General features: G+C 68.9%; 19 protein-coding genes and 1 riboswitch. Of the genes, 14 read left to right on the top strand and 5 right to left on the bottom strand.

The window, feature by feature from the left end:
- Positions 1-17: 17 nt before the first annotated feature.
- Positions 18-704, bottom strand: coding sequence for a thiamine phosphate synthase (gene thiE / locus DFO47_RS05880; RefSeq protein WP_109863742.1), 687 nt, complete (start codon positions 702-704; stop codon positions 18-20).
- 33 nt (positions 705-737) lie between these two features.
- Positions 738-857, top strand: a riboswitch (TPP riboswitch).
- On the opposite strand from thiE, the gene thiO reads away from it, so the two are divergent.
- The 3 genes from thiO (at position 852) to DFO47_RS05865 (ending at position 3,191) form a co-directional block, all read left to right on the top strand.
- The gene (gene thiO / locus DFO47_RS05875) at positions 852-2,141 is read left to right on the top strand and encodes a glycine oxidase ThiO (protein WP_133831005.1); all 1,290 of its coding nucleotides are present in this window, start codon (positions 852-854) and stop codon (positions 2,139-2,141) included. It overlaps the preceding riboswitch by 6 nt.
- Positions 2,138-2,374, top strand: coding sequence for a sulfur carrier protein ThiS (thiS, locus tag DFO47_RS05870; protein ID WP_018760287.1), 237 nt, complete (start codon positions 2,138-2,140; stop codon positions 2,372-2,374). Before thiO ends, thiS begins: the two co-directional genes overlap by 4 nt.
- Before the next feature lie 4 nt (positions 2,375-2,378).
- On the top strand, positions 2,379-3,191 hold the full coding sequence (locus DFO47_RS05865; RefSeq protein WP_018760286.1) for a thiazole synthase: 813 nt from the start codon (positions 2,379-2,381) through the stop codon (positions 3,189-3,191).
- A gap of 64 nt (positions 3,192-3,255) precedes the next feature.
- Here the strand turns inward: DFO47_RS05865 and DFO47_RS05860 are convergent, their stop codons facing one another.
- From DFO47_RS05860 to DFO47_RS05850, 3 genes are read right to left on the bottom strand one after another with little or no spacing between them, the layout of a single operon-like run.
- Positions 3,256-3,558: a hypothetical protein gene (locus tag DFO47_RS05860; RefSeq protein WP_133831004.1), complete on the bottom strand. Its 303-nt coding sequence runs from the start codon at positions 3,556-3,558 to the stop codon at positions 3,256-3,258.
- A gap of 26 nt (positions 3,559-3,584) precedes the next feature.
- Positions 3,585-3,809 (bottom strand): DUF3107 domain-containing protein, encoded by a 225-nt coding sequence (locus DFO47_RS05855; protein ID WP_018760284.1) that lies wholly within the window; start codon positions 3,807-3,809, stop codon positions 3,585-3,587.
- A gap of 44 nt (positions 3,810-3,853) precedes the next feature.
- The gene (locus tag DFO47_RS05850; RefSeq protein ID WP_018760283.1) at positions 3,854-4,519 is read right to left on the bottom strand and encodes a TetR/AcrR family transcriptional regulator; all 666 of its coding nucleotides are present in this window, start codon (positions 4,517-4,519) and stop codon (positions 3,854-3,856) included.
- 84 nt (positions 4,520-4,603) lie between these two features.
- Between DFO47_RS05850 and moeB the strand changes: the two genes are divergently transcribed.
- Positions 4,604-5,803: a molybdopterin-synthase adenylyltransferase MoeB gene (gene moeB / locus DFO47_RS05845; RefSeq protein WP_018760282.1), complete on the top strand. Its 1,200-nt coding sequence runs from the start codon at positions 4,604-4,606 to the stop codon at positions 5,801-5,803.
- A gap of 184 nt (positions 5,804-5,987) precedes the next feature.
- Here moeB and DFO47_RS05840 read toward each other — a convergent pair whose 3' ends face one another.
- Positions 5,988-7,313 (bottom strand): glutamyl-tRNA reductase, encoded by a 1,326-nt coding sequence (locus tag DFO47_RS05840; protein ID WP_133831003.1) that lies wholly within the window; start codon positions 7,311-7,313, stop codon positions 5,988-5,990.
- Between the two features lie 159 nt (positions 7,314-7,472).
- On the opposite strand from DFO47_RS05840, the gene hemE reads away from it, so the two are divergent.
- The 10 genes from hemE to hemL all read left to right on the top strand — a co-directional run bounded on the left by hemE (position 7,473) and on the right by hemL (position 18,393).
- Positions 7,473-8,567, top strand: coding sequence for a uroporphyrinogen decarboxylase (gene hemE / locus DFO47_RS05835; protein WP_133831002.1), 1,095 nt, complete (start codon positions 7,473-7,475; stop codon positions 8,565-8,567).
- 3 nt (positions 8,568-8,570) lie between these two features.
- On the top strand, positions 8,571-10,019 hold the full coding sequence (gene hemG / locus DFO47_RS05830; RefSeq protein WP_133831001.1) for a protoporphyrinogen oxidase: 1,449 nt from the start codon (positions 8,571-8,573) through the stop codon (positions 10,017-10,019).
- 138 nt (positions 10,020-10,157) lie between these two features.
- Positions 10,158-10,961, top strand: coding sequence for a hypothetical protein (locus DFO47_RS05825; protein ID WP_133831000.1), 804 nt, complete (start codon positions 10,158-10,160; stop codon positions 10,959-10,961).
- A 111-nt stretch (positions 10,962-11,072) separates the two neighbouring features.
- The gene (hemQ, locus tag DFO47_RS05820; RefSeq protein ID WP_018760278.1) at positions 11,073-11,774 is read left to right on the top strand and encodes a hydrogen peroxide-dependent heme synthase; all 702 of its coding nucleotides are present in this window, start codon (positions 11,073-11,075) and stop codon (positions 11,772-11,774) included.
- Positions 11,771-13,012 (top strand): ferrochelatase, encoded by a 1,242-nt coding sequence (locus DFO47_RS05815; RefSeq protein ID WP_109863749.1) that lies wholly within the window; start codon positions 11,771-11,773, stop codon positions 13,010-13,012. Before hemQ ends, DFO47_RS05815 begins: the two co-directional genes overlap by 4 nt.
- The gene (gene hemC, locus DFO47_RS05810) at positions 13,009-14,007 is read left to right on the top strand and encodes a hydroxymethylbilane synthase (protein WP_109863750.1); all 999 of its coding nucleotides are present in this window, start codon (positions 13,009-13,011) and stop codon (positions 14,005-14,007) included. The genes DFO47_RS05815 and hemC overlap by 4 nt, the downstream gene beginning before the upstream one ends.
- A gap of 7 nt (positions 14,008-14,014) precedes the next feature.
- The gene (locus tag DFO47_RS05805) at positions 14,015-14,911 is read left to right on the top strand and encodes a uroporphyrinogen-III synthase (RefSeq protein WP_133830999.1); all 897 of its coding nucleotides are present in this window, start codon (positions 14,015-14,017) and stop codon (positions 14,909-14,911) included.
- 60 nt (positions 14,912-14,971) lie between these two features.
- Positions 14,972-15,955 (top strand): porphobilinogen synthase, encoded by a 984-nt coding sequence (gene hemB / locus DFO47_RS05800; protein WP_133830998.1) that lies wholly within the window; start codon positions 14,972-14,974, stop codon positions 15,953-15,955.
- A complete protein-coding gene (locus DFO47_RS05795; RefSeq protein ID WP_133830997.1) occupies positions 15,952-17,028 on the top strand; it encodes an LLM class flavin-dependent oxidoreductase in 1,077 nt (358 codons plus the stop codon). Before hemB ends, DFO47_RS05795 begins: the two co-directional genes overlap by 4 nt.
- A gap of 33 nt (positions 17,029-17,061) precedes the next feature.
- Positions 17,062-18,393, top strand: a complete 1,332-nt coding sequence (gene hemL / locus DFO47_RS05790) for a glutamate-1-semialdehyde 2,1-aminomutase (RefSeq protein ID WP_109863752.1) — start codon at positions 17,062-17,064, stop codon at positions 18,391-18,393.
- Positions 18,394-18,442 lie beyond the last annotated feature (49 nt).

Raw genomic sequence — 18,442 nt, 5'->3', positions numbered from 1 at the left:
AACTCCAAGTCCTGGGTTTACGCAGGCCCGGGGCCGGCAGCGTCCAGCGCGTCGAGCAGGGAGGCCGCAGCGGCCGCGGGATCCGACGCCTCCGTGATGGCACGCACCACCACGATCCTCCGTGCTCCTGCCTCCGCCACCTGGTGCACGTTCCCGTGGTCGATGCCCCCGATGGCAAACCACGGCACCGGGTTGGGTACTTCCGCGGCAGCCTTGGCGGCGTACTTCACCAGGTCCAGCCCGACGGCGGTCCGGCCGGGTTTGGTGGGCGTGGCCCAGACGGGCCCCACGCAGAAGTAGTCCAGGTGGGAAGGCCCGGCAGCGGCGGAGAGGGCGGCATCCACCTGCTCCGGGCTGTGGCTGGACAGCCCGATGGCCGCATTGCCGTTGACCAGCGTCCGGGCCGCAGCCAACGGGAGGTCTTTTTGGCCGATGTGGAACACCGGTGCGCCGGACAGCACCGCGATGTCGGCCCGGTCGTTAACGGCCCAAAGCCGCCCGTGGCGAACCGCGGCCTCCTTCAAGACCGCCAGCAGGTCCAGTTCTTCGGCTGCCTCGATGCTCTTGTCGCGCAACTGGATGATGTCCACGCCCCCGGCGAACGCGGCATCCACGAACCGGGCAAAGTCGCCGCGGTCCCGGCGCGCATCCGTGCAGAGGTACAGTCGGGCCGCCCCAAGGGCAGGAAAGGAGGAGGGGGACATATTCATGCCTGCCAGCCTAGTTCCTCTAAACTGGGCTGGTACTGCGGGAGCCCGCGGCAGCTGTCACAAAGCGCCGGGCTGAGAGGGCGTCGGAGCCGACCGCTTGACCTGATCCGGCTAATACCGGCGTAGGGAAGGAACCACACCATGACCAGCACCAGGAACTGCCTGCCCGGACTTGGCGATGACGCCATCCGGGCCGACGTCGCCGTCATCGGCGCCGGAGTGGTGGGACACGGAATCGCCTGGGAGATCCAGCGCTCCGGCAGGTCCGTTGCCCTCATCGATGACGCGCCCGGCGCCGGCGCCAGCTGGGCCGCTGCCGGCATGCTGGCCCCCGTCAGCGAGCTGCACTACCAGGAAGAGGACCTCCTGGAACTCATGCTCGACGCATCATCCCGCTGGCCAGGCTTCGCTGCCGGCGTCGCCGCAGCAGCCGGAGCCGGGACCGGCTACCTGATGACACCCACCCTCGCTGTCGGTGTCGACGCTGCCGACCGGCGGGCGCTGATGGACCTGCGCGCAGTGCAGCAGGCCAGCGGCCTGGAGGTGGCACCGTTGACCGTGCGTGAAGCCCGCAGCCGCGAACCCCTGCTGAGCCCGGGGATCTCCTGTGCGCTGGACACCCCGGCCGACCACCAGGTGGACCCGAGGAGGCTGATAGCGTCCGTGCGCCTGGCGCTCGCCGCAACGGTACGGGAAACCCCGACGGTGGCGGTTGCCGGTGCAACGGAAGGTTTTGCCGTCCCGGAGCGGGCGGCCGGACTGCTGTGGAAGGACGGGACGGTGGCCGGCGTCCGCCTTGGGAGCGGCAGCACAGTCCTGGCGGGGGAAACTGTCGTGGCCAACGGCCTGCACGCGGCGTCCCTTGACGGCTTGCCCCACGGCCTTGACCTGCCGCTGCGGCCGGTGCACGGGGACATCCTCCGGCTTTCCGTGCCGCAGCACCTCCGCCCGTTGGTGACAGCCACGGTGCGTGGGCTGGTCCACGGGATCCCGGTGTACATCGTGCCCCGGGAGGATGGCACGGCAGTCATCGGCGCGTCCCAACGGGAGGACGCCCTCTCCGACGCCGTGAGCGCCGGGAGCGTCTACCAGCTTCTCCGGGACGCCCAGGCGCTGGTTCCCGCCGTCGCCGAACTTGAACTCCTGGAATGCACCGCCCGGGCGCGCCCCGGAACCCCCGACAATGCACCCTTGCTGGGCCGGGTTGCGGCGTCCTTGGGATCCGGGGGCCCAGCGGACGGGCACGTGCCGGGGCTGATCATCGCGACCGGTTTCTTCCGGCACGGGGTGCTGCTCACGCCCGCCGCCGCCGCGATCTGCACGGCACTCCTGGACGGAGCCGCCGATCCCCGCTGGGCACCGTTCACCCCGGACCGTTTTTCCGGGTCGGCCGTGGCCGTCCCCAGCCCCCATCTGAAGGAGACAGCGTGAACATCACCCTCAACGGAAACCCGCACACGGTGGCCGACGGCGCCTCCATCACCACGCTCGTCAGCCAGGTCACCGGGCGGCCGCTGGCCCCCAACGGCCAGGCGACGGACGGCAGGAAACTGGGCGTCGCCGTCGCCCACAACGCCCAGGTGGTGCCGCGCAGCCAATGGTTCGGTACCGCGCTCGCCGACGGCGACGACATCGAACTCGTCACTGCAGTACAAGGAGGCTGACCCCATGACCGAAACCGGCACCATCAACACCGCAAGCCAAGCCGCAGATGACACCCTGGTGATCGACGGCGTCGCCCTCGGATCCCGGCTCATCATGGGTACCGGCGGTGCGCCCAGCCTGGACGGCCTGGGCGCTGCGCTCCTGGCCTCCGGGACGGCACTGACCACGGTGGCCATGCGGCGCTACTCAACCGCGGAAACCGGCTCTCTGTTCCAGTTGCTGGTGGACCACGGGATCAAAGTCCTGCCCAACACCGCTGGCTGCTTCACGGCCCGGGACGCTGTCCTCACCGCGGAACTGGCCCGGGAGGCCCTCGAAACCGACTGGGTGAAGCTGGAAGTCATCGCCGACGAGCAGACCCTGCTGCCGGACGCCGTGGAACTCGTTGACGCCACCGAGCAGCTGGTCAACCGCGGCTTCAAGGTCTTTGCCTACACCAACGACGATCCCGTGCTGGCGCTGCGGCTGGAAAATCTTGGTGCCACCGCCGTGATGCCGCTCGGCGCACCGATCGGCACCGGCCTGGGCATCCTGAACCCGCACAACATCGAACTCATCGTCTCCCGGGCCTCGGTTCCCGTGGTCCTGGACGCGGGCATCGGTACGGCCTCCGACGCCGCCCTGGCCATGGAACTGGGCTGCGACGCCGTCCTGCTGGCCACAGCCGTGACGCGGGCGCAGAACCCGGCGCTGATGGGGGAAGCGTTCAAGCACGCCGTGGTTTCCGGAAGGTTGGCGAGGGCAGCCGGACGCATCCCGCGCCGGGAACACGCCCTGGCCTCATCGGCGATGGAGGGCCGGGCCGAGTTCCTCTAGCCCATAAAAAGCCTGTGGCCACCACCCGTCCGGGTGGTGGCCACAGCTTTACTCAGGGTCCGGTTCAGCCCCGCAGGACCGCGTTCAGCCGTTCCGTGTCATGGCGTGTCCGGGTGCGGCCCAGGTAGGCGACGGCGGCAATGGCCGCGGCGGTGCCGAGGACAATGGGCAGGACCCAGGGGAGCCACGTCAAACCCGGAAGGTAGCCGAAACCTGCCGTCATGAGGATGATCCACGCCATCGCCGCGACGCCCACGGCGATCCCGACGGGCACGCCCGCGCCGTATCGGGAATGGCGTTTGTCATTGGCCCAGACGATAAACCCGGCGGCGAGCGTGGCAAGCACCACGATGGTCAGCGACAGCATGGATCTCCTTGGAACGTGCGGTCAGCCTAGAACTGGCCGAAACCTACGCGGCGGACCTCTTCAGCACCAATTTCCACATAGGCAAGTGCGTTGCCGGGCACAATGATCAGGCGTCCCTTGTCATCCTTCAGGCGCAACTGGGTGCCGTCATTGATGGCTTCACCAACAGTCTTGGCCACCGTCTCAGCATCCTGGTCTGATTCGAGCACGATTTCGCGGCCAACGTTTTGAACGCCGATCTTAATTTCCAAGGGGGCCTCCCAGCCTGGTTCGTCGATGATGTCTTATTTGTAGTCTAGGACTCTTTGGGGAAGCGAGAGATTCCGCGCCAAGCTAAACGGTAGATGAGGTCGCTGGCCACGTTGAGGTCCAGGTTGCCGTCCGTTTCCAGCCAATACCGGGCGCTGACCTGCGCCATCCCGGCAAGGCCGCGGCCCAGGAGCTCCGCCTCCAGGTGGGGGAGCTTGGTGTCCTCGGCAATGACCCGGGCGATGGCGTCTGCGAAGGTCCGATTAAAGGTCTCCAGCCTGGAGCTGACATCGGGATCGTTGATCAGGTCCGATTCGAACACCAGGCGGTGTGCCTGGTCGTCGTTGGCGATGAAGTGGAAGTAGGCGCGCATGACGGCCTGAACGCGCTCGTCGTTGTCCGTGGTGGAGTTCAACGCCCCCAGCATCAGCTCGGTCAGTGACGTCAGGTGGCTTTCCAGCAGGGCCAGGTACAGCTCACGCTTGGACGGGAAGTGCTGGTACAGGACAGGCTTGCTCACGTGGGCAGTCTCTGCAATTTCGTCCATCGCGGCCCCGTGGTAGCCGTTCGCAACGAAAACTTCCTGGGCGGCGGCAAGCAACTGCGCGCGGCGTTCGTCCCGGGGCAGCCGGGCGGACCGTTGGCCTGCGGGGCGGGAGGGAGTTTGCGGTTCGGCCGCGGGCGGGCGGTCAGCCCGTGCTTCAGGGACCACAGTTGTCCTTCTTTCCATTGCAGTTACATTCACTTTACTGCGGGGTAATATGACCCGGCGGTATCCCGGGGCATACATTGAAGTATGGCTTCGACGTTCACCGCAAATGTTTCAACCCATTCGCTGGATCCGCTGGTGGAACCGGCGGCTGCCCTGACGTCTGCCGAGGTGGAACGCTACTCCCGGCACCTGATCATTCCCGAGATCGGCGCGCTGGGGCAGCGGCGGCTCAAGAACGCCAAAGTGCTGGTCATCGGAGCCGGCGGCCTCGGTTCACCAGCACTGCTGTACCTCGCCGCGGCTGGGGTGGGGACGCTGGGCATCATCGACGACGACGTGGTGGACCTGAGCAACCTGCAGCGCCAGGTCATCCATGGCGTGCAGGATGTGGGACGGCCCAAGATCGAGTCGGCCCGCGATGCCATCGCCGCCCTGAACCCGCTGGTGGATGTCCGGCTCCACAACGTGCGCCTGGATTCGGGCAATGCGCTTGAACTGTTCGCAGAGTACGACCTGATCCTGGACGGCGCTGACAACTTCGCCACCAGGTATCTGGTGAACGATGCCGCCGCGATCCTGGGCAAGCCTTATGTGTGGGGCTCCATCTTCCGCTTCGACGGACAGGTGAGTGTCTTCTGGGAGAAGCACGGCCCCACGTACCGGGACCTCTACCCCGAGGCCCCTCCCGCCGGTTCCGTGCCTTCCTGCGGCGAGGGCGGCGTCTTCGGTATGTTGTGCGCCGCCGTGGGCTCGCTGATGGTCACCGAGGCGGTGAAGCTGATTACCGGCGTCGGGCGCTCCCTGCTGGGCCGCGTGGCGCTGTTCGATGCCCTGGGCGGCAGCTGGCGGGAGATCCGGGTCGCCAAGGACCCGGCGGCGGAGCCCATCACTGAACTCACGGACTATGAGGCGTTTTGCGGGATTGCCCCGGCGTCCACCACGGACACGGAACACACCATCACCGCCACCCAGCTGGCCACCATGCTGGCATCGCGGAAAGCCGGGCTCAAGGACTTCGAACTGGTGGACGTCCGGGAGGCCGGCGAGTACGACATCGTCCGGATCGACGGAGCCAAGCTCATCCCGCAGGGACGGATCCTGGCGGGCGAGGCGTGGGGCGAACTCCCGCAGGACCGGGACATCGTGTTCCATTGCAAGGCCGGGACGCGCTCGGCGAACGTCCTCGCGGCGGCCCGCCAGGCAGGCTACCAGCGGGTCAGCCACCTCGACGGCGGGATCCTGGCCTGGGTGCGCGAGGTGGAGCCTGACAAGCCCGTCTACTGACGGAAACGCCCGCTCACCTTCGACACCAATTTCCCCAACGCCCGCTCACTTTCGACAGCTTCCAAATCAACGCCCGCTCACTTTCTTGAAGGAAGTGAGCGGGCGTTGGCTCAACGGGGGGTAGGAAGTGAGCGGGCGTTGGCGTGAGAGGGGCAGGAAGTGAGCGGGCCTTGCTGCCGGGATGTCAGGCGGTTTCGCGGCCTGTGTGGTCCACCGGGCATTCGGCCTCCGCGGTTGCGGCCGGAGCGGCTCCGGGCTGCTCGACGGTGATGCCGTACAGGGCTTCCAAAGCGGCCACGTAGTCATCCTGCTGCCCGTTGGCGGCAAGTTCGCGGGCGCGGACGGTGGGAACGTGCAGCAGCTGCTTGACCATCCGTCGGAGCGCGAATTCGACTTCTTCCGCGGCGGCGGTGCAGCCGTGGCGGGCCCGGACCTTTTCCATCTCCGCGTCCAGCACGTTCATGGTGTGGCGGCGCAGGGCAACGATGGCGGAGTCCACCGAGCGGGCTTCGCGTTCCTGTTCGAACGCCCTGGCGGCGCCGTTGACGATGCCGCTTGCGTGCGTCAGCGATTCGGCCTGCTCCTGTGGGGCAGCGAGGCGCACCGATTCCAGCGTGAGCAGCTCGACGCCGTCCAGTTCGCCGACGGCGGGGTCGAAATCGTGGGTGAGGGCAAGGTCGATGGCGATCAACGGCTGCGTGGAATCCGCACGGACCTCGCCCAGTTCATCGGCTTCCACCCGGGTGTCCGAACCGCTGCAGCCAATCATGACGTCAGCCGCAGCAACCGCCGGTCGCAGGGACTCGGCGTCCAGCGCCGTGCCGCCGCGTGTTGCCACGAATCCTTCGGCCCGCCCTGAAGACGAGTAGACACTGATGTCCGTGCAGCCGCGTTCGCGGAGGAGGGCCATGGTGGCGCCTGCGTAGGCGCCGGTTCCGAAAAGCACTACCTTCTTTGCAGACCAGTCGGGGCTTTCGGAAAGGTCGGTGGCAAGATCCAGCGCCACCGAGACAATGGAGAGGCCGCGGGACCCCAGGGCAGTCTGGGCGCCGACGTCCTTGGCGGTCTTGGACGCGGCCTGGAAGAGCCGGACCAGTCCGGCGCTGGCGGTGCCGTCGTGCTGTGCGGTAATCAGTGCGCGCCGTACCTGCCCGGCAATTTCGCGTTCACCGACGACGGCGGAGTCAAGCCCGGCGCTCACGGCGAACAGGTGCTGGGTCACCTCGGGCCCGGTACGGGTATTGAACGAACGCGAGACCAAGGGTTCAGCCAAGCCGCTGGCCTCGCTGATGCGGGCGACCAGGGCGGCGCGGGCAGCCTCGACGTCGGCAGCGTTGGGGGCTTCACCGTAGATTTCGAAGCGGTTGCAGGTGGCCAGGACCACGGCGCCGGCCACGGCGGGGGATTCGATGAGGGTGGACGCGGCAATCCCTGAGGAACCGTTGCTCAGCTGAGCGACGGTTTCAAGATCGATGTCGGCGTGTGTAGCCACCAATGAGAAAAGAACCACAGCAGACCAATCATAGCTTTTTCGTTGCCCGGTAGAACAACCGCCGGAAAGGATAGTCGCCACACCCTGCGGTGATCCCGGACACCTTCCCGTCGCGAGGGCCGCACGGCGACAGGTTGTCGTTATCTTTTGCGGCTCTTTTTGGGCACAATCAAAAGCATGACTCCTAGCCCTGCCGTCTCCGCTGCCGGCGCCCTCGCCGCAGACCATCCACTGATGGACGGCCGCACAGCGGACTCACCGCTGATCACGGCCTACCGCGGAGGCAAACCCTCCCGCCGTCCCGTCTGGTTCATGCGGCAGGCGGGCCGGTCGTTGCCGGAGTACCTCAAGGTCCGCGAGGGCATCGCCATGCTGGACTCCTGCCTCCGGCCCGAACTGGCCTCGGAGATCACGCTGCAGCCCGTACGACGCCACGACGTCGACGCCGGCATCTTCTTCTCCGACATCGTGATTCCGCTGAAGCTGGCCGGCGTCGGCGTCGACATCGTGCCGGGGGTGGGGCCCGTCCTGGACAAGCCCGTGCGCACGGCCGCCGACGTCGCCGCCCTCCCGCAGCTGACCTGGGAAGCGCTTGAGCCCATCCGCGAGGCCGTCCGCCTGACGGTGGCTGAACTGGGCAAGACGCCGCTCATCGGTTTCGCCGGCGCCCCCTTCACGCTGGCCGCGTACATGGTCGAAGGAAAGCCGTCGCGCGACCACCTGGGCCCGCGCACCATGATGCACGCCGACCCTGAAACCTGGCACGCCCTGGCAAATTGGGCCGCAGACGCCTCCGGCATGTTCCTCCAGGCGCAGCTGGAGGCGGGTGCCTCGGCGGCCCAGCTCTTCGACTCATGGGCCGGCTCGCTGGGCCTGGCCGACTACACCCGCTATGTTGCACCGGCCTCGGCCCGGGCCCTTGACCACGTCCGCCACCTCGGTGCTCCGCTCATCCACTTCGGCACCGGAACCTCCGAACTCCTGGTGGCCATGCGTGACGTTGGCGTGGACGTGGTGGGGGTGGACTACCGGCTCCCCCTTGATGAGGCGAACCGCCGGCTGGGCGGGACGGTGCCGCTGCAGGGCAACATCGACCCCGCGCTGCTCCCAGCTCCTTGGAACATCCTCGAAGCCCACGTCCGGGAGGTCATCGCGGCCGGTTCCGCCGCCCCCGGCCATGTCCTGAACCTGGGGCACGGCGTGCCGCCCGAAACGGATCCGGCCGTCCTGACCCGGGTGGTGGAGCTCATCCACTCCATCCCGCCGGCGTAACCCGTGGGCAGTTCTCCGGCGAAGCCCGGCACGGCGCTGGTGGTGGGCGGCGGGATTTCCGGGCTCCTGTCCGCCCGGGAACTCGCCACTGCCGGCCTTGACGTCACCGTGCTCGAGGCCGGTGACGCTTGGGGGGGCTGCGTTGGCAGCCACACCGTGGCCGGCCTCACGCTGGACAGCGGTGCGGAATCCTTCGCCACAAGGTCCGACGCCGTAGCACGCCTTGCCACCGAACTGGGACTGGGCGGAAGGATCGTTTCCCCACGCCCGGGCGGTGCCTGGGTCCAGCTTCCCGACGGGCCCCGCGAACTGCCCAAGACCGGCGTGCTGGGCATTCCGGCCAACCCCTGGGACCCGGAGGTCCGGCGGACCCTGGGCATCATGGGCTCGCTGCGTGCCTCGCTGGACCGGCTCCTGCCTGCCTCGGTGGGTGCCGGTACCGGCGTAACCAGCGTTGCCGCCCTCGTCCGGGCACGGATGGGCGCGCGGGTGCTGGACCGGCTGGTTTCCCCCGTCGTGGGCGGTGTCCACTCCGCGGATCCCGGCCTGCTCGACGTCGACATGGTGGCGCCGGGCCTTCGAACCGGGCTGCGGAATCACGGTTCCCTCGCTGCCGCGGTGTCTGCGCAGCGTCGGCCCGCAATCGGTGAGGGAGCCACCGATCCGGGCCGTCCCGCCAAGGCCGGGTCCGCCGTCGCCGGTCTTGACGGTGGCATGCACACGCTGGTGGATGCCCTGGTGGCCGATCTGCGGTCGCGGGGGGTGACCCTGCTGGCGGGCACGGCGGCGACGGCCGTCAGCCGCACCATTACAGGGTGGCGGGTGGACGCCGCCGGCGCGCCGTTCACCGGCGACCTGCTGGTCATGGCAGTCGACGGTCCGGCCGCCGTCGGGCTCCTGGAAGCTGCGGTCCCTGCGATCGCAGGGAAGCAGCCGGCCTCGGGGCCTGACGTCAAACTTGTCACCCTGGTGCTGGACCAGCCGGACCTGGACCGGCGGCCACGCGGAACCGGGATTCTGGTGGCCCCGCAAACCCCAGGCGTCGAGGCGAAGGCACTCACCCATGCCACCGGCAAATGGGACTGGCTCGCCGCCGCTGCAGGCCCCGGCCGCCACGTGCTGCGGCTGTCTTACGGCCGGGTGGACGGCGCCTCCGCCCAGCCGGGCGGCCCGGACTCCGATGAGGAGCTCTTCGCGGCGTCGCTTCGCGACGCATCAGCACTGCTGGGCGTTCCCGTCGCGGCCGGCGACATCCGGGACTGGGACGTGGTGCGGTGGCGCGGGTCCCTCCCCTTCGCCGCGGTGGGACACCGGGCGCGGGCGGCAGCCATCCGGGAGGCGTGCACGGCTGCCGGCGGCCTGGCCGTCGTCGGCGGCTGGATGGCCGGGAACGGCCTGGCTGCCGTTGTTGCCGATACCCGGGAACAAACTGGCCGGATGACCGGCGCCTGACCATCACTGCTGGTCAGCGGGTCGGGGCGCCTTGACGCCCCCGTTCAGAACCTGCGGCCGGGCAGTTCCCGGTTTTCAATCGGGCCGGCGTTCTGGTTAGGGTCGATGACTATGGTTCAACACAGGTCCGAGCTTCCAATGTCCCGGACCGGTATCCATGGGGGACTCCGGCGAGGCACCGCAGCAGCGGCCGTCGGAGCGGTACTGGTTCTTTCCACCGGCGTCCAGGCGTCCTTGGCCGAGGACGCAGTCCCGCCGCAGGATCCCACGGCGGAAGCGTCGCTGAGTGCCGGCACAACAGCGTCCGCCGCCGTTTCGGCGGGAGGCCCGCTGTCCGCGCTGCTTCCCGATCTTCCGCTCCCGACCACCTCCGGGACTCCTTTGTCCCCGGCCGCGCGGACCCCCATGCCGACCACCCCTGCGCCGTCGTCGACTCCTTCGCCATCCTCTTCGCCGTCGTCCGCCAGGACCGCCCCCGCCACCGTCCCGCCACCTGCCGCGTCCACGGGTGCCGGCGCGGCGTCCGGCTCCGCGCCGGCGGCGTCCCCATCAGCGCCGGCGGCTGCCCAGGCGGCGGTCCCTCCCGCGCCCGGAGCTGTCGATCCGGGCACGGGATCCAGCGTCGCAGCAGCAACGCCCGGCACGGCCGCCGGTGACGCTGCAGCAGGCCAGGAGAGTACGGCGCCGGTTGCTGCCGGTCTGGAAACCGGCGGGGCTCCGTCAACTGGCTCGCCGTCCAGCACTGCCCTGCAGCCGGGCGCCCAGCCGTCCCCGGCAGCCCGCACCGCGCAGGCGGCCGGAGTCCCGGCAAGTCCGGGCCGCCCGGTTTCGTCCATCGAGGCCCTGCCGGGTGTCCCCGATGCCATGGTGTGGCTGGGAGTCGGGCTCGTCGGCGTGGGGACCGCCGCCGGCCTCGTGTTCCTGCGCATGCGCCGGTTGTAAACGCCGTACAGCCTGACCCGCGGGGCGGGATAATGTGACATTAATCACTTCTACGAGTTGTAGAACTGTTCGGTTTCCACTTGGTGGCGGTGAAGGGGCAAACTGGTAACCATGAGCCACACTTCTGCCGAATCTGTCACTAAAACCGAAGAATCAGCCGAGCAGTTCTTCACCCTCTGGACGGTCTTCAAGCGGTCGGCGTCGGTGGTCCGCAGCGCAGATGCTGCCGCCGACTTCGAAGCCCTGCTGGAGCGGCTCGCCGAGGCGGGCGTGACGCACCGGGGCAGCTACGACGTCTCCGCCATGCGTGCCGACGCCGACGTGATGGTGTGGCTCCACGGGCCCAAGCCCGAGGCGCTGCAGCAGGCCATCCGCGACATCCGCCGCAGCACCCTGTTTGCCGGGACCGAGATTGTCTGGTCCGCCATGGGTGTCCACCGCGAGGCCGAATTCGCCAAGAACCACACGCCCGCCTACTCGCGCGGCGTCGCGCCGGCTGAATGGCTCTGTGTCTACCCGTTCGTCCGCTCCTACGAGTGGTACATCCTGCCGGAGGAGGAGCGCGGCGCGATGCTCCGGGAGCACGGACTCCTGGGCCGGGAGTTCCCCCAGGTAATCTCCAACACCGTTTCCTCGTTCGCGCTGGGGGACTGGGAATGGATCCTTGGACTGGAAGCGCCCGAACTCGTGGACCTGGTGGACCTGATGCGCCACCTGCGCGCCACCGAGGCACGCAACCACGTCCGTGAAGAAGTGCCCTTCTACACCGGCCGCCGGATCACCGCCGATGAGGTTGCCGAGGTCCTCGCATGAGCCCGCTGGATCCGCAGGCAGCGGTCAACCCCGTTACGGAAGCCGGACGCATGGCGCCAAAGAATTACGACGCCGTCCTGCTCGCCTCGTTCGGCGGACCGGAAGGCCAGGACGATGTCATTCCGTTCCTGCGCAACGTCACCCGCGGCCGCGGAATTCCGGACGAACGGCTTGAAGAGGTCTCCCACCATTACCGGGCCAACGGCGGCATCAGCCCCATCAACCAGCAAAACCGCGAGCTCAAGGCAGCCCTGGAGGCCGAGCTGGCGTCCCGGGGGATCGACCTTCCCGTCCTGTGGGGCAACCGCAACTGGGCGCCCTACATCCCGCAGACACTCCAGGAAGCGTACGACGCCGGCCACCGCCGCGTGCTGATGCTCACCACGAGTGCCTACTCCTGCTACTCCAGCTGCCGCCAGTACCGCGAGGACATCGGCATGGCCCTGACCGAAACCGGCCTGGACGGCAGGCTGGAAGTGGACAAGGTCCGCCAGTACTTCGACCACCCCGGTTTCGTGGAGCCGTTCGTCGAGGGCACCTCCGCAGGCCTGGCGGACGTCCTGGCCAAACTGGCGGCCGCAGGCACCCCGGAGGCTCCCGTCCACGTCCTGTTCGCCACCCACTCCATCCCCACCCGCGACGCCGAGGCTGCCGGCCGTTCCGAGGGCGAGCCGCGCGAGTTCGAGGAAGGCTCGGCGTACGTGGCCCAGCACCTGGCCAACGCCGCCGCGGTCATGGACCGGGTCAAGGCGGAGTCCGGCCTGGCCGCTCCGTGGTCCCTGGTGTACCAGTCCCGTTCCGGCGCCCCGCATGTTCCGTGGCTGGAACCGGACATCAATGACGCCATCGAGGAACTGGCAGGCCAAGGGGTCAAGGGAATCGTCATCGTGCCGCTGGGCTTCGTCAGCGACCACATGGAAGTCGTTTGGGACCTGGACACCGAAGCCATGGAAACCTGCGCCAACCTCGGACTGGCCGCCACCCGCGTCCCCACTCCCGGCACGCACCGCGCGTTCGTCGACGGCCTCGTGGACCTCATCTGCGAGCGGACCGTGGCGAACAACATCAGCGACCGCCCGGCCGTCACGGATCTCGGGCCCTGGTACGACGTGTGCCGGCCCGGCTGCTGCGCCAACTTCCGTGGCGAAAAGCCCACCATCTCCGGCGCTGACACCACAGTGGGAACCGGGCACGACCCCTATCCCGCGGGGACGGCCGGGGAAACGGCACAGCAGTGACTGTCCGGATCGGAACCCGCGCCAGCAAGCTCGCGCTGACCCAGACCCGGCAGACCGCGGACCAGCTGGCCGCCGTCGGGGGTTTCCCGGTGGAACTGGTGCACATCAGGACCGACGGCGACGTCCTCACCGGATCGTTGTCGCAAATGGGCGGCACCGGAGTCTTCGTCGCAGCATTGCGTGATGCCCTGCTGCGCGATGAGTGCGACGTCGCCGTCCACTCGCTCAAGGACCTGCCCACCGGACCAGCCGTGGGGCTGAGCCTGGCCGCGACGCCCCGGCGGGTGGATGTGCGGGACGTCCTGTGCGCCCGCGACGGACTCAAGCTGGCCGACCTGCCGGCGGAAGCCAAGGTGGGCACCGGTTCGCCGCGGCGGGCAGCGCAGTTGCGTGCTGCCCGGCCCGACCTGGAGATCATCGATATCCGCGGCAATGTGGACACCCGGCTGGGCCGCGTGCCCGGACTGCCCGGCAACTCCACTGACCAGGTGGTGCCCGGAAAATCCTGTGACCTCGACGCGGTGGTCCTCGCCGCCGCCGGACTGGAACGCATCGGCAGGCTGGACAGCGTCAGCGAATACCTCGAAACGGACGTGATGCTCCCCGCCGCCGGGCAGGGCTCACTGGCCATCGAGTGCCGCACGGCCGATGCCCCGCCGAAACCGGGTGCCACCGAAGGATCCCGCGAGGTGCTGGCCCAGGCGCTTGCAGCCTTGGATGACCCGGACACCCGCCTGGCGGTTACCGCCGAACGGGCCCTGCTGGCCCGGCTCGAAGCGGGCTGCGCCGCACCGGTCGGTGCGTACGCCTACCGAAAAGGCAGCATGCTCCACCTCGAAGCAGTTGTGTGCGCCGTGGACGGCACCGCCACCGTACGGGACAAACGGGCCACGGACGGGCTGACGGAAGTCGGCGCCACGTTGCTGGGCATTGAGCTGGCTGAGGTCCTCCTCGCCGCCGGAGCCGCCGACATCGCAGACCTGCAGGCGTCCTGACCTGGCGATGACGCAGCCTTCGCCGAGCCCCGGACCGGACACGCCGCGCAGCGGTGAACCGTCCGGCGGCGGACCCCTGGCCGGTGCCAGGGTGCTGGTCACCCGGAGCCCGGAACGCGCCGCCGCCCTGGTGGACGCCCTTGAAAGGGCAGGCGCCGAGACGGTTCTGCTGCCGCTGATCGACTTCGAACGGGCACCGGACCAGCACGCGGTGGACGTCGCCTGCGATGCCCTGGCCGCCGGCGCCTTTGACTGGCTGGTGCTCAGCAGCGCGACCACCGTGCACGTCCTGCTGGAAAAAGCCGCAGACCGGGGCTTCGGCCTGGCCGGACTGGTCCCTGAAGGCACGCGCATCGCGGCCATCGGTCCGGCGACGCGCAGGCTCCTGGAATCCGGTGGCCTCACCGTTTCCCTTGTTCCGGCCGGAGAGCAGTCGGCAGCGGGCCTGCTGGGCGTCTGGCCGGGAGGCGGCAGGATCCTGTTGCCGCAGGCCGACATCGCCGCTGCCACACTGGCCGATGGCCTGCGGGCGGCAGGGGGCGATGTCACGACGGTCACTGCCTACCGCACCGTGGACTACCCGGCGGCAGCAGAGCGCCGGCTCGCCGTCCAAGCGGACGACGGCGGCGCACGCCACCAGCCGCCGTCGTACTCCCTCCTCACCCCGGAAGGCGCCGCGGCGGAGATCGCCGCGGGGCGCATCGATGCGGCGATAGCCGCCTCGCCCAGCGCTGTGCGACGCCTCTCAGCCCTCGCGGGCCGCCCGGGCTGCCGGCTGGTCGTCATCGGCCGGTCGACGGCGGAGCAGGCCGTGGCGCTCGGCCTGGACGTGGCTGCGGTGGCGGACGAGCCCACCCCTGACGGGCTGGTTGCCGCCGTCGCGAAGGCCCTCAACCCGCCCTGACCGGCCCGCCCGCCTCCCCGCTCCCCAAAAGCCTGATGAACCACGCGAAGGACAGGACCCATGACTTTCCCCAACCAACGCCCCCGCCGCCTGCGCACCACCCCCGCCATGCGCCGGTTGACCGCCGAAACCCGGCTCGCGCCCGCCGAACTCATCCTCCCGGCCTTCATCCGGGAAGGCCTCACCGAACCCAACCCCATCACGTCCATGCCGGGCGTGGTCCAGCACACCACCGACACGCTCAAACGGGCCGCGGCGGAAGCGGTGGAACTCGGCCTGGGCGGCATCATGCTCTTCGGCATCCCGGAAACCCGCGACGCCGAAGGCTCGGCGTCCCTGGATCCGGACGGTGTGCTGAACAAGGCCATCCGGGACGTCCGCGCGGAAGTGGGCGACGACCTGGTGATCATGAGCGACGTCTGCCTGGACGAATTCACCGACCACGGACACTGCGGGGTGCTCGACGCCGACGGGTACGTAGACAACGACCGCACCGTGGAAATCTACGCCCGGATGGCCGTGGCGCAAGCTGAGGCCGGCGCCCACATGCTGGGCCCCTCCGGCATGATGGACGGCCAGATCGCCGCCATCCGCTCAGCCCTTGACGACGCCGGCCACCTCAACACGTCGGTGATCGCCTACTCCGCCAAGTACGCGTCGGCGTTCTACGGACCATTCCGGGAAGCCGTGGACTCCCAGCTCAAGGGAGACCGGCGGACCTACCAGATGGATGCAGGCAACCGCACCGAAGCCCTCCGCGAAGTGGAGTTGGACCTGGCTGAAGGCGCGGACATCATCATGGTCAAACCGGCCATGAGCTACCTCGACATCGTGGCCGACGTCGCCGCGATGAGCCCCGTGCCCGTGTCCGCCTACCAGATCTCCGGCGAGTACGCGATGATCGAGGCCGCAGCCGCCAACGGCTGGATCGACCGCCGCGCCGCCATCACCGAGTCCGTCCTCGGCATCCGCCGGGCCGGCGCCCACATGGTCCTCACGTACTGGGCCGCCGAACTGGCCGGCTGGCTCAAGGAATCCCGGTGACGGCCGCCCAGGCGGCGGGACCCACCGCGCCGGTGGGGGACGACCGCATCCTCCTGGGCCTGAACACCTTCGGCGACGTGGGTGAGTCCCCCGACGGCAGCCCGCAACCGCATGCCAAGGTCCTGCGCCAACTGCTGGAACAGGCTGAACTGGCGGACGCCGTCGGACTCCACGCTTTCGGTGTGGGGGAGCACCACCGCAAGGACTACGCCGTGTCCGCACCTGAAGTCTTCCTCGCCGCCGCTGCGGCACGGACCACCCGCATCCGCCTGGGCTCTGCCGTGACCGTCCTGAGCTCGGACGATCCCATCAGGGTGTTCCAGCGCTTCTCCACCGTGGACGCAATCTCCAACGGCCGGGCGGAAGTCATGCTGGGGCGCGGATCCTTCATCGAATCCTTCCCGCTGTTCGGGCTGGACCTGGCCGACTATGAGGTCCTGTTCGAAGAGAAACTCGAGCTGTTCGACAAGGTCCGCGAACAGAAACCTGTGCACTGGGAAGGCCGCACCCGCCCGGCCCTCGCCGGCCTGAGCGTCTACCCGCCGCTGGAACACCACCTCCTGCCCACCTGGATCGGCGTGGGCGGTACCCCCGAATCCGTCCTCCGGTGCGCCCAGTACGGCTACCCCATCATCTTCGCCATCATCGGCGGCCAGCCGGGCGGTTTCCGGCCCCTCGCCGACCTCTACCGCGAGGCCATGGCGAAGTACGGCCACCCGATGCAGCAGATGGCCACGCACTCGCCCGGCCATGTGGCCGACACCGATGAGCAGGCCCGCGAAGAGCTGTTCCCGCACTGGTTGAAGCTGCGCAACAAGCTCGGTGCCGAGCGCGGCTGGGGGCCGGCCGGCCGCGGCGAGTTCGATGCCCTCTGCTCGGCTGAGGGCGCCCTCTACGTCGGCTCGCCGGAGACGGTGGCCCAAAAGATCGTGCGGCTCAAACGCAACCTGGGCGTGGACCGCTTCGACCTGAAATACAGCAACGGGCCTTTGCCGCATGCGGCCATGATGCGCTCGATCGAATTGATGGGTACGGCGGTGGCGCCCCGGGTGGCCGAGCTGCTCGCCGGCTAACCGTGCTTACGGCTAACTGAGAGAATAGGAACCATGACTTCCAGCAATCCTCGCAACGAGGCACTCTTCGACCGCGCCCGCCAGTTGATGCCGGGCGGCGTCAACTCGCCGGTCCGCGCCTTCGGCTCCGTCGGCGGCACGCCTCGGTTCATGGTCTCAGCCAAGGGGCCCTACCTGACCGACGCCGACGGCAAGGAATACGTGGACCTCGTCTGCTCGTGGGGACCGGCCCTGCTGGGCCACGCCCACCCGGCCGTGCTGGATGCCGTCCACGCCGCCGTCGACCGTGGCCTTTCCTTCGGTGCGTCCACGCCTGATGAGGCAAACCTGGCGGCCATCGTCCAGGAACGCGTGCCCGCCGTCGAACGCCTGCGGATGGTGTCCACCGGCACCGAGGCCACCATGACGGCGGTCCGGCTGGCCCGCGGCTTCACCGGCCGCAACCTGATCATCAAGTTCGCCGGCTGCTACCACGGCCACCTTGACGGACTGCTGGCCGCCGCCGGCTCCGGCGTGGCGACCCTCGCCCTGCCCGGGTCCGCCGGCGTCACGGAAGCCACCGCTGCCGAAACCCTGGTGCTGCCCTATAACGACCTCCAGGCCGTCGAGGAAGCCTTCGCCGCGCACGGACAGAACATCGCGGCTGTCATCACCGAGGCCGCGCCGGCCAACATGGGCGTTGTCACACCCGCCGAGGGCTTCAACCTGGGCCTTTCCCGGATCACCCGGGAGCACGGCGCGCTCCTCATTGTCGATGAAGTCCTGACCGGCTTCCGCACCGGCTACTCCGGCTACTGGGGCCTCACCGGCGGCGCCCCCGACGCCGAACAGCCCTGGACCCCGGACCTGCTCACCTTCGGCAAGGTCATCGGCGGCGGAATGCCGACGGCGGCCCTGGGCGGCCGTGCCGATGTCATGGACTACCTCGCGCCCACCGGCCCCGTGTACCAGGCCGGTACGCTGTCCGGAAACCCGGTGGCGATGGCCGCCGGTGTCGCTACCCTGACCCACGCCACGCGGGATGTCTACTCCTTCATCGACGTCCGCTCGCTGGAACTGTCGTCCGCGGTTTCCACCGCCCTGGATGCGGCCGGGGTGGACCACTCCATCCAGTTCGCCGGGAACCTCTTCTCGGTGGCCTTCGGAACCTCCGCCCATGGTGTCCATAACTATGCCGACGCCCAGGCGCAGGAAACGTTCCGCTACGCCCCGTTCTTCCACTCCATGCTGGAATCCGGGGTCTACCTGCCGCCCTCGGTCTTCGAGGCATGGTTCCTCTCGGCCGCGCACGACGACGACGCCATGAACCGGATCTACGACGCACTCCCGGCCGCAGCCAAGGCGGCCGCAGCCGCCCAGGCCTAGGACCGCCGTCGGCCGTTAAACGGACAATCCCCGCCTCCCGGACTTTTCC

This window comes from Arthrobacter sp. AG258 (genome assembly GCF_004364695.1).
GTDB lineage: Bacteria > Actinomycetota > Actinomycetes > Actinomycetales > Micrococcaceae > Arthrobacter.
This window is presented reverse-complemented; position numbering and strand designations above follow the sequence as displayed.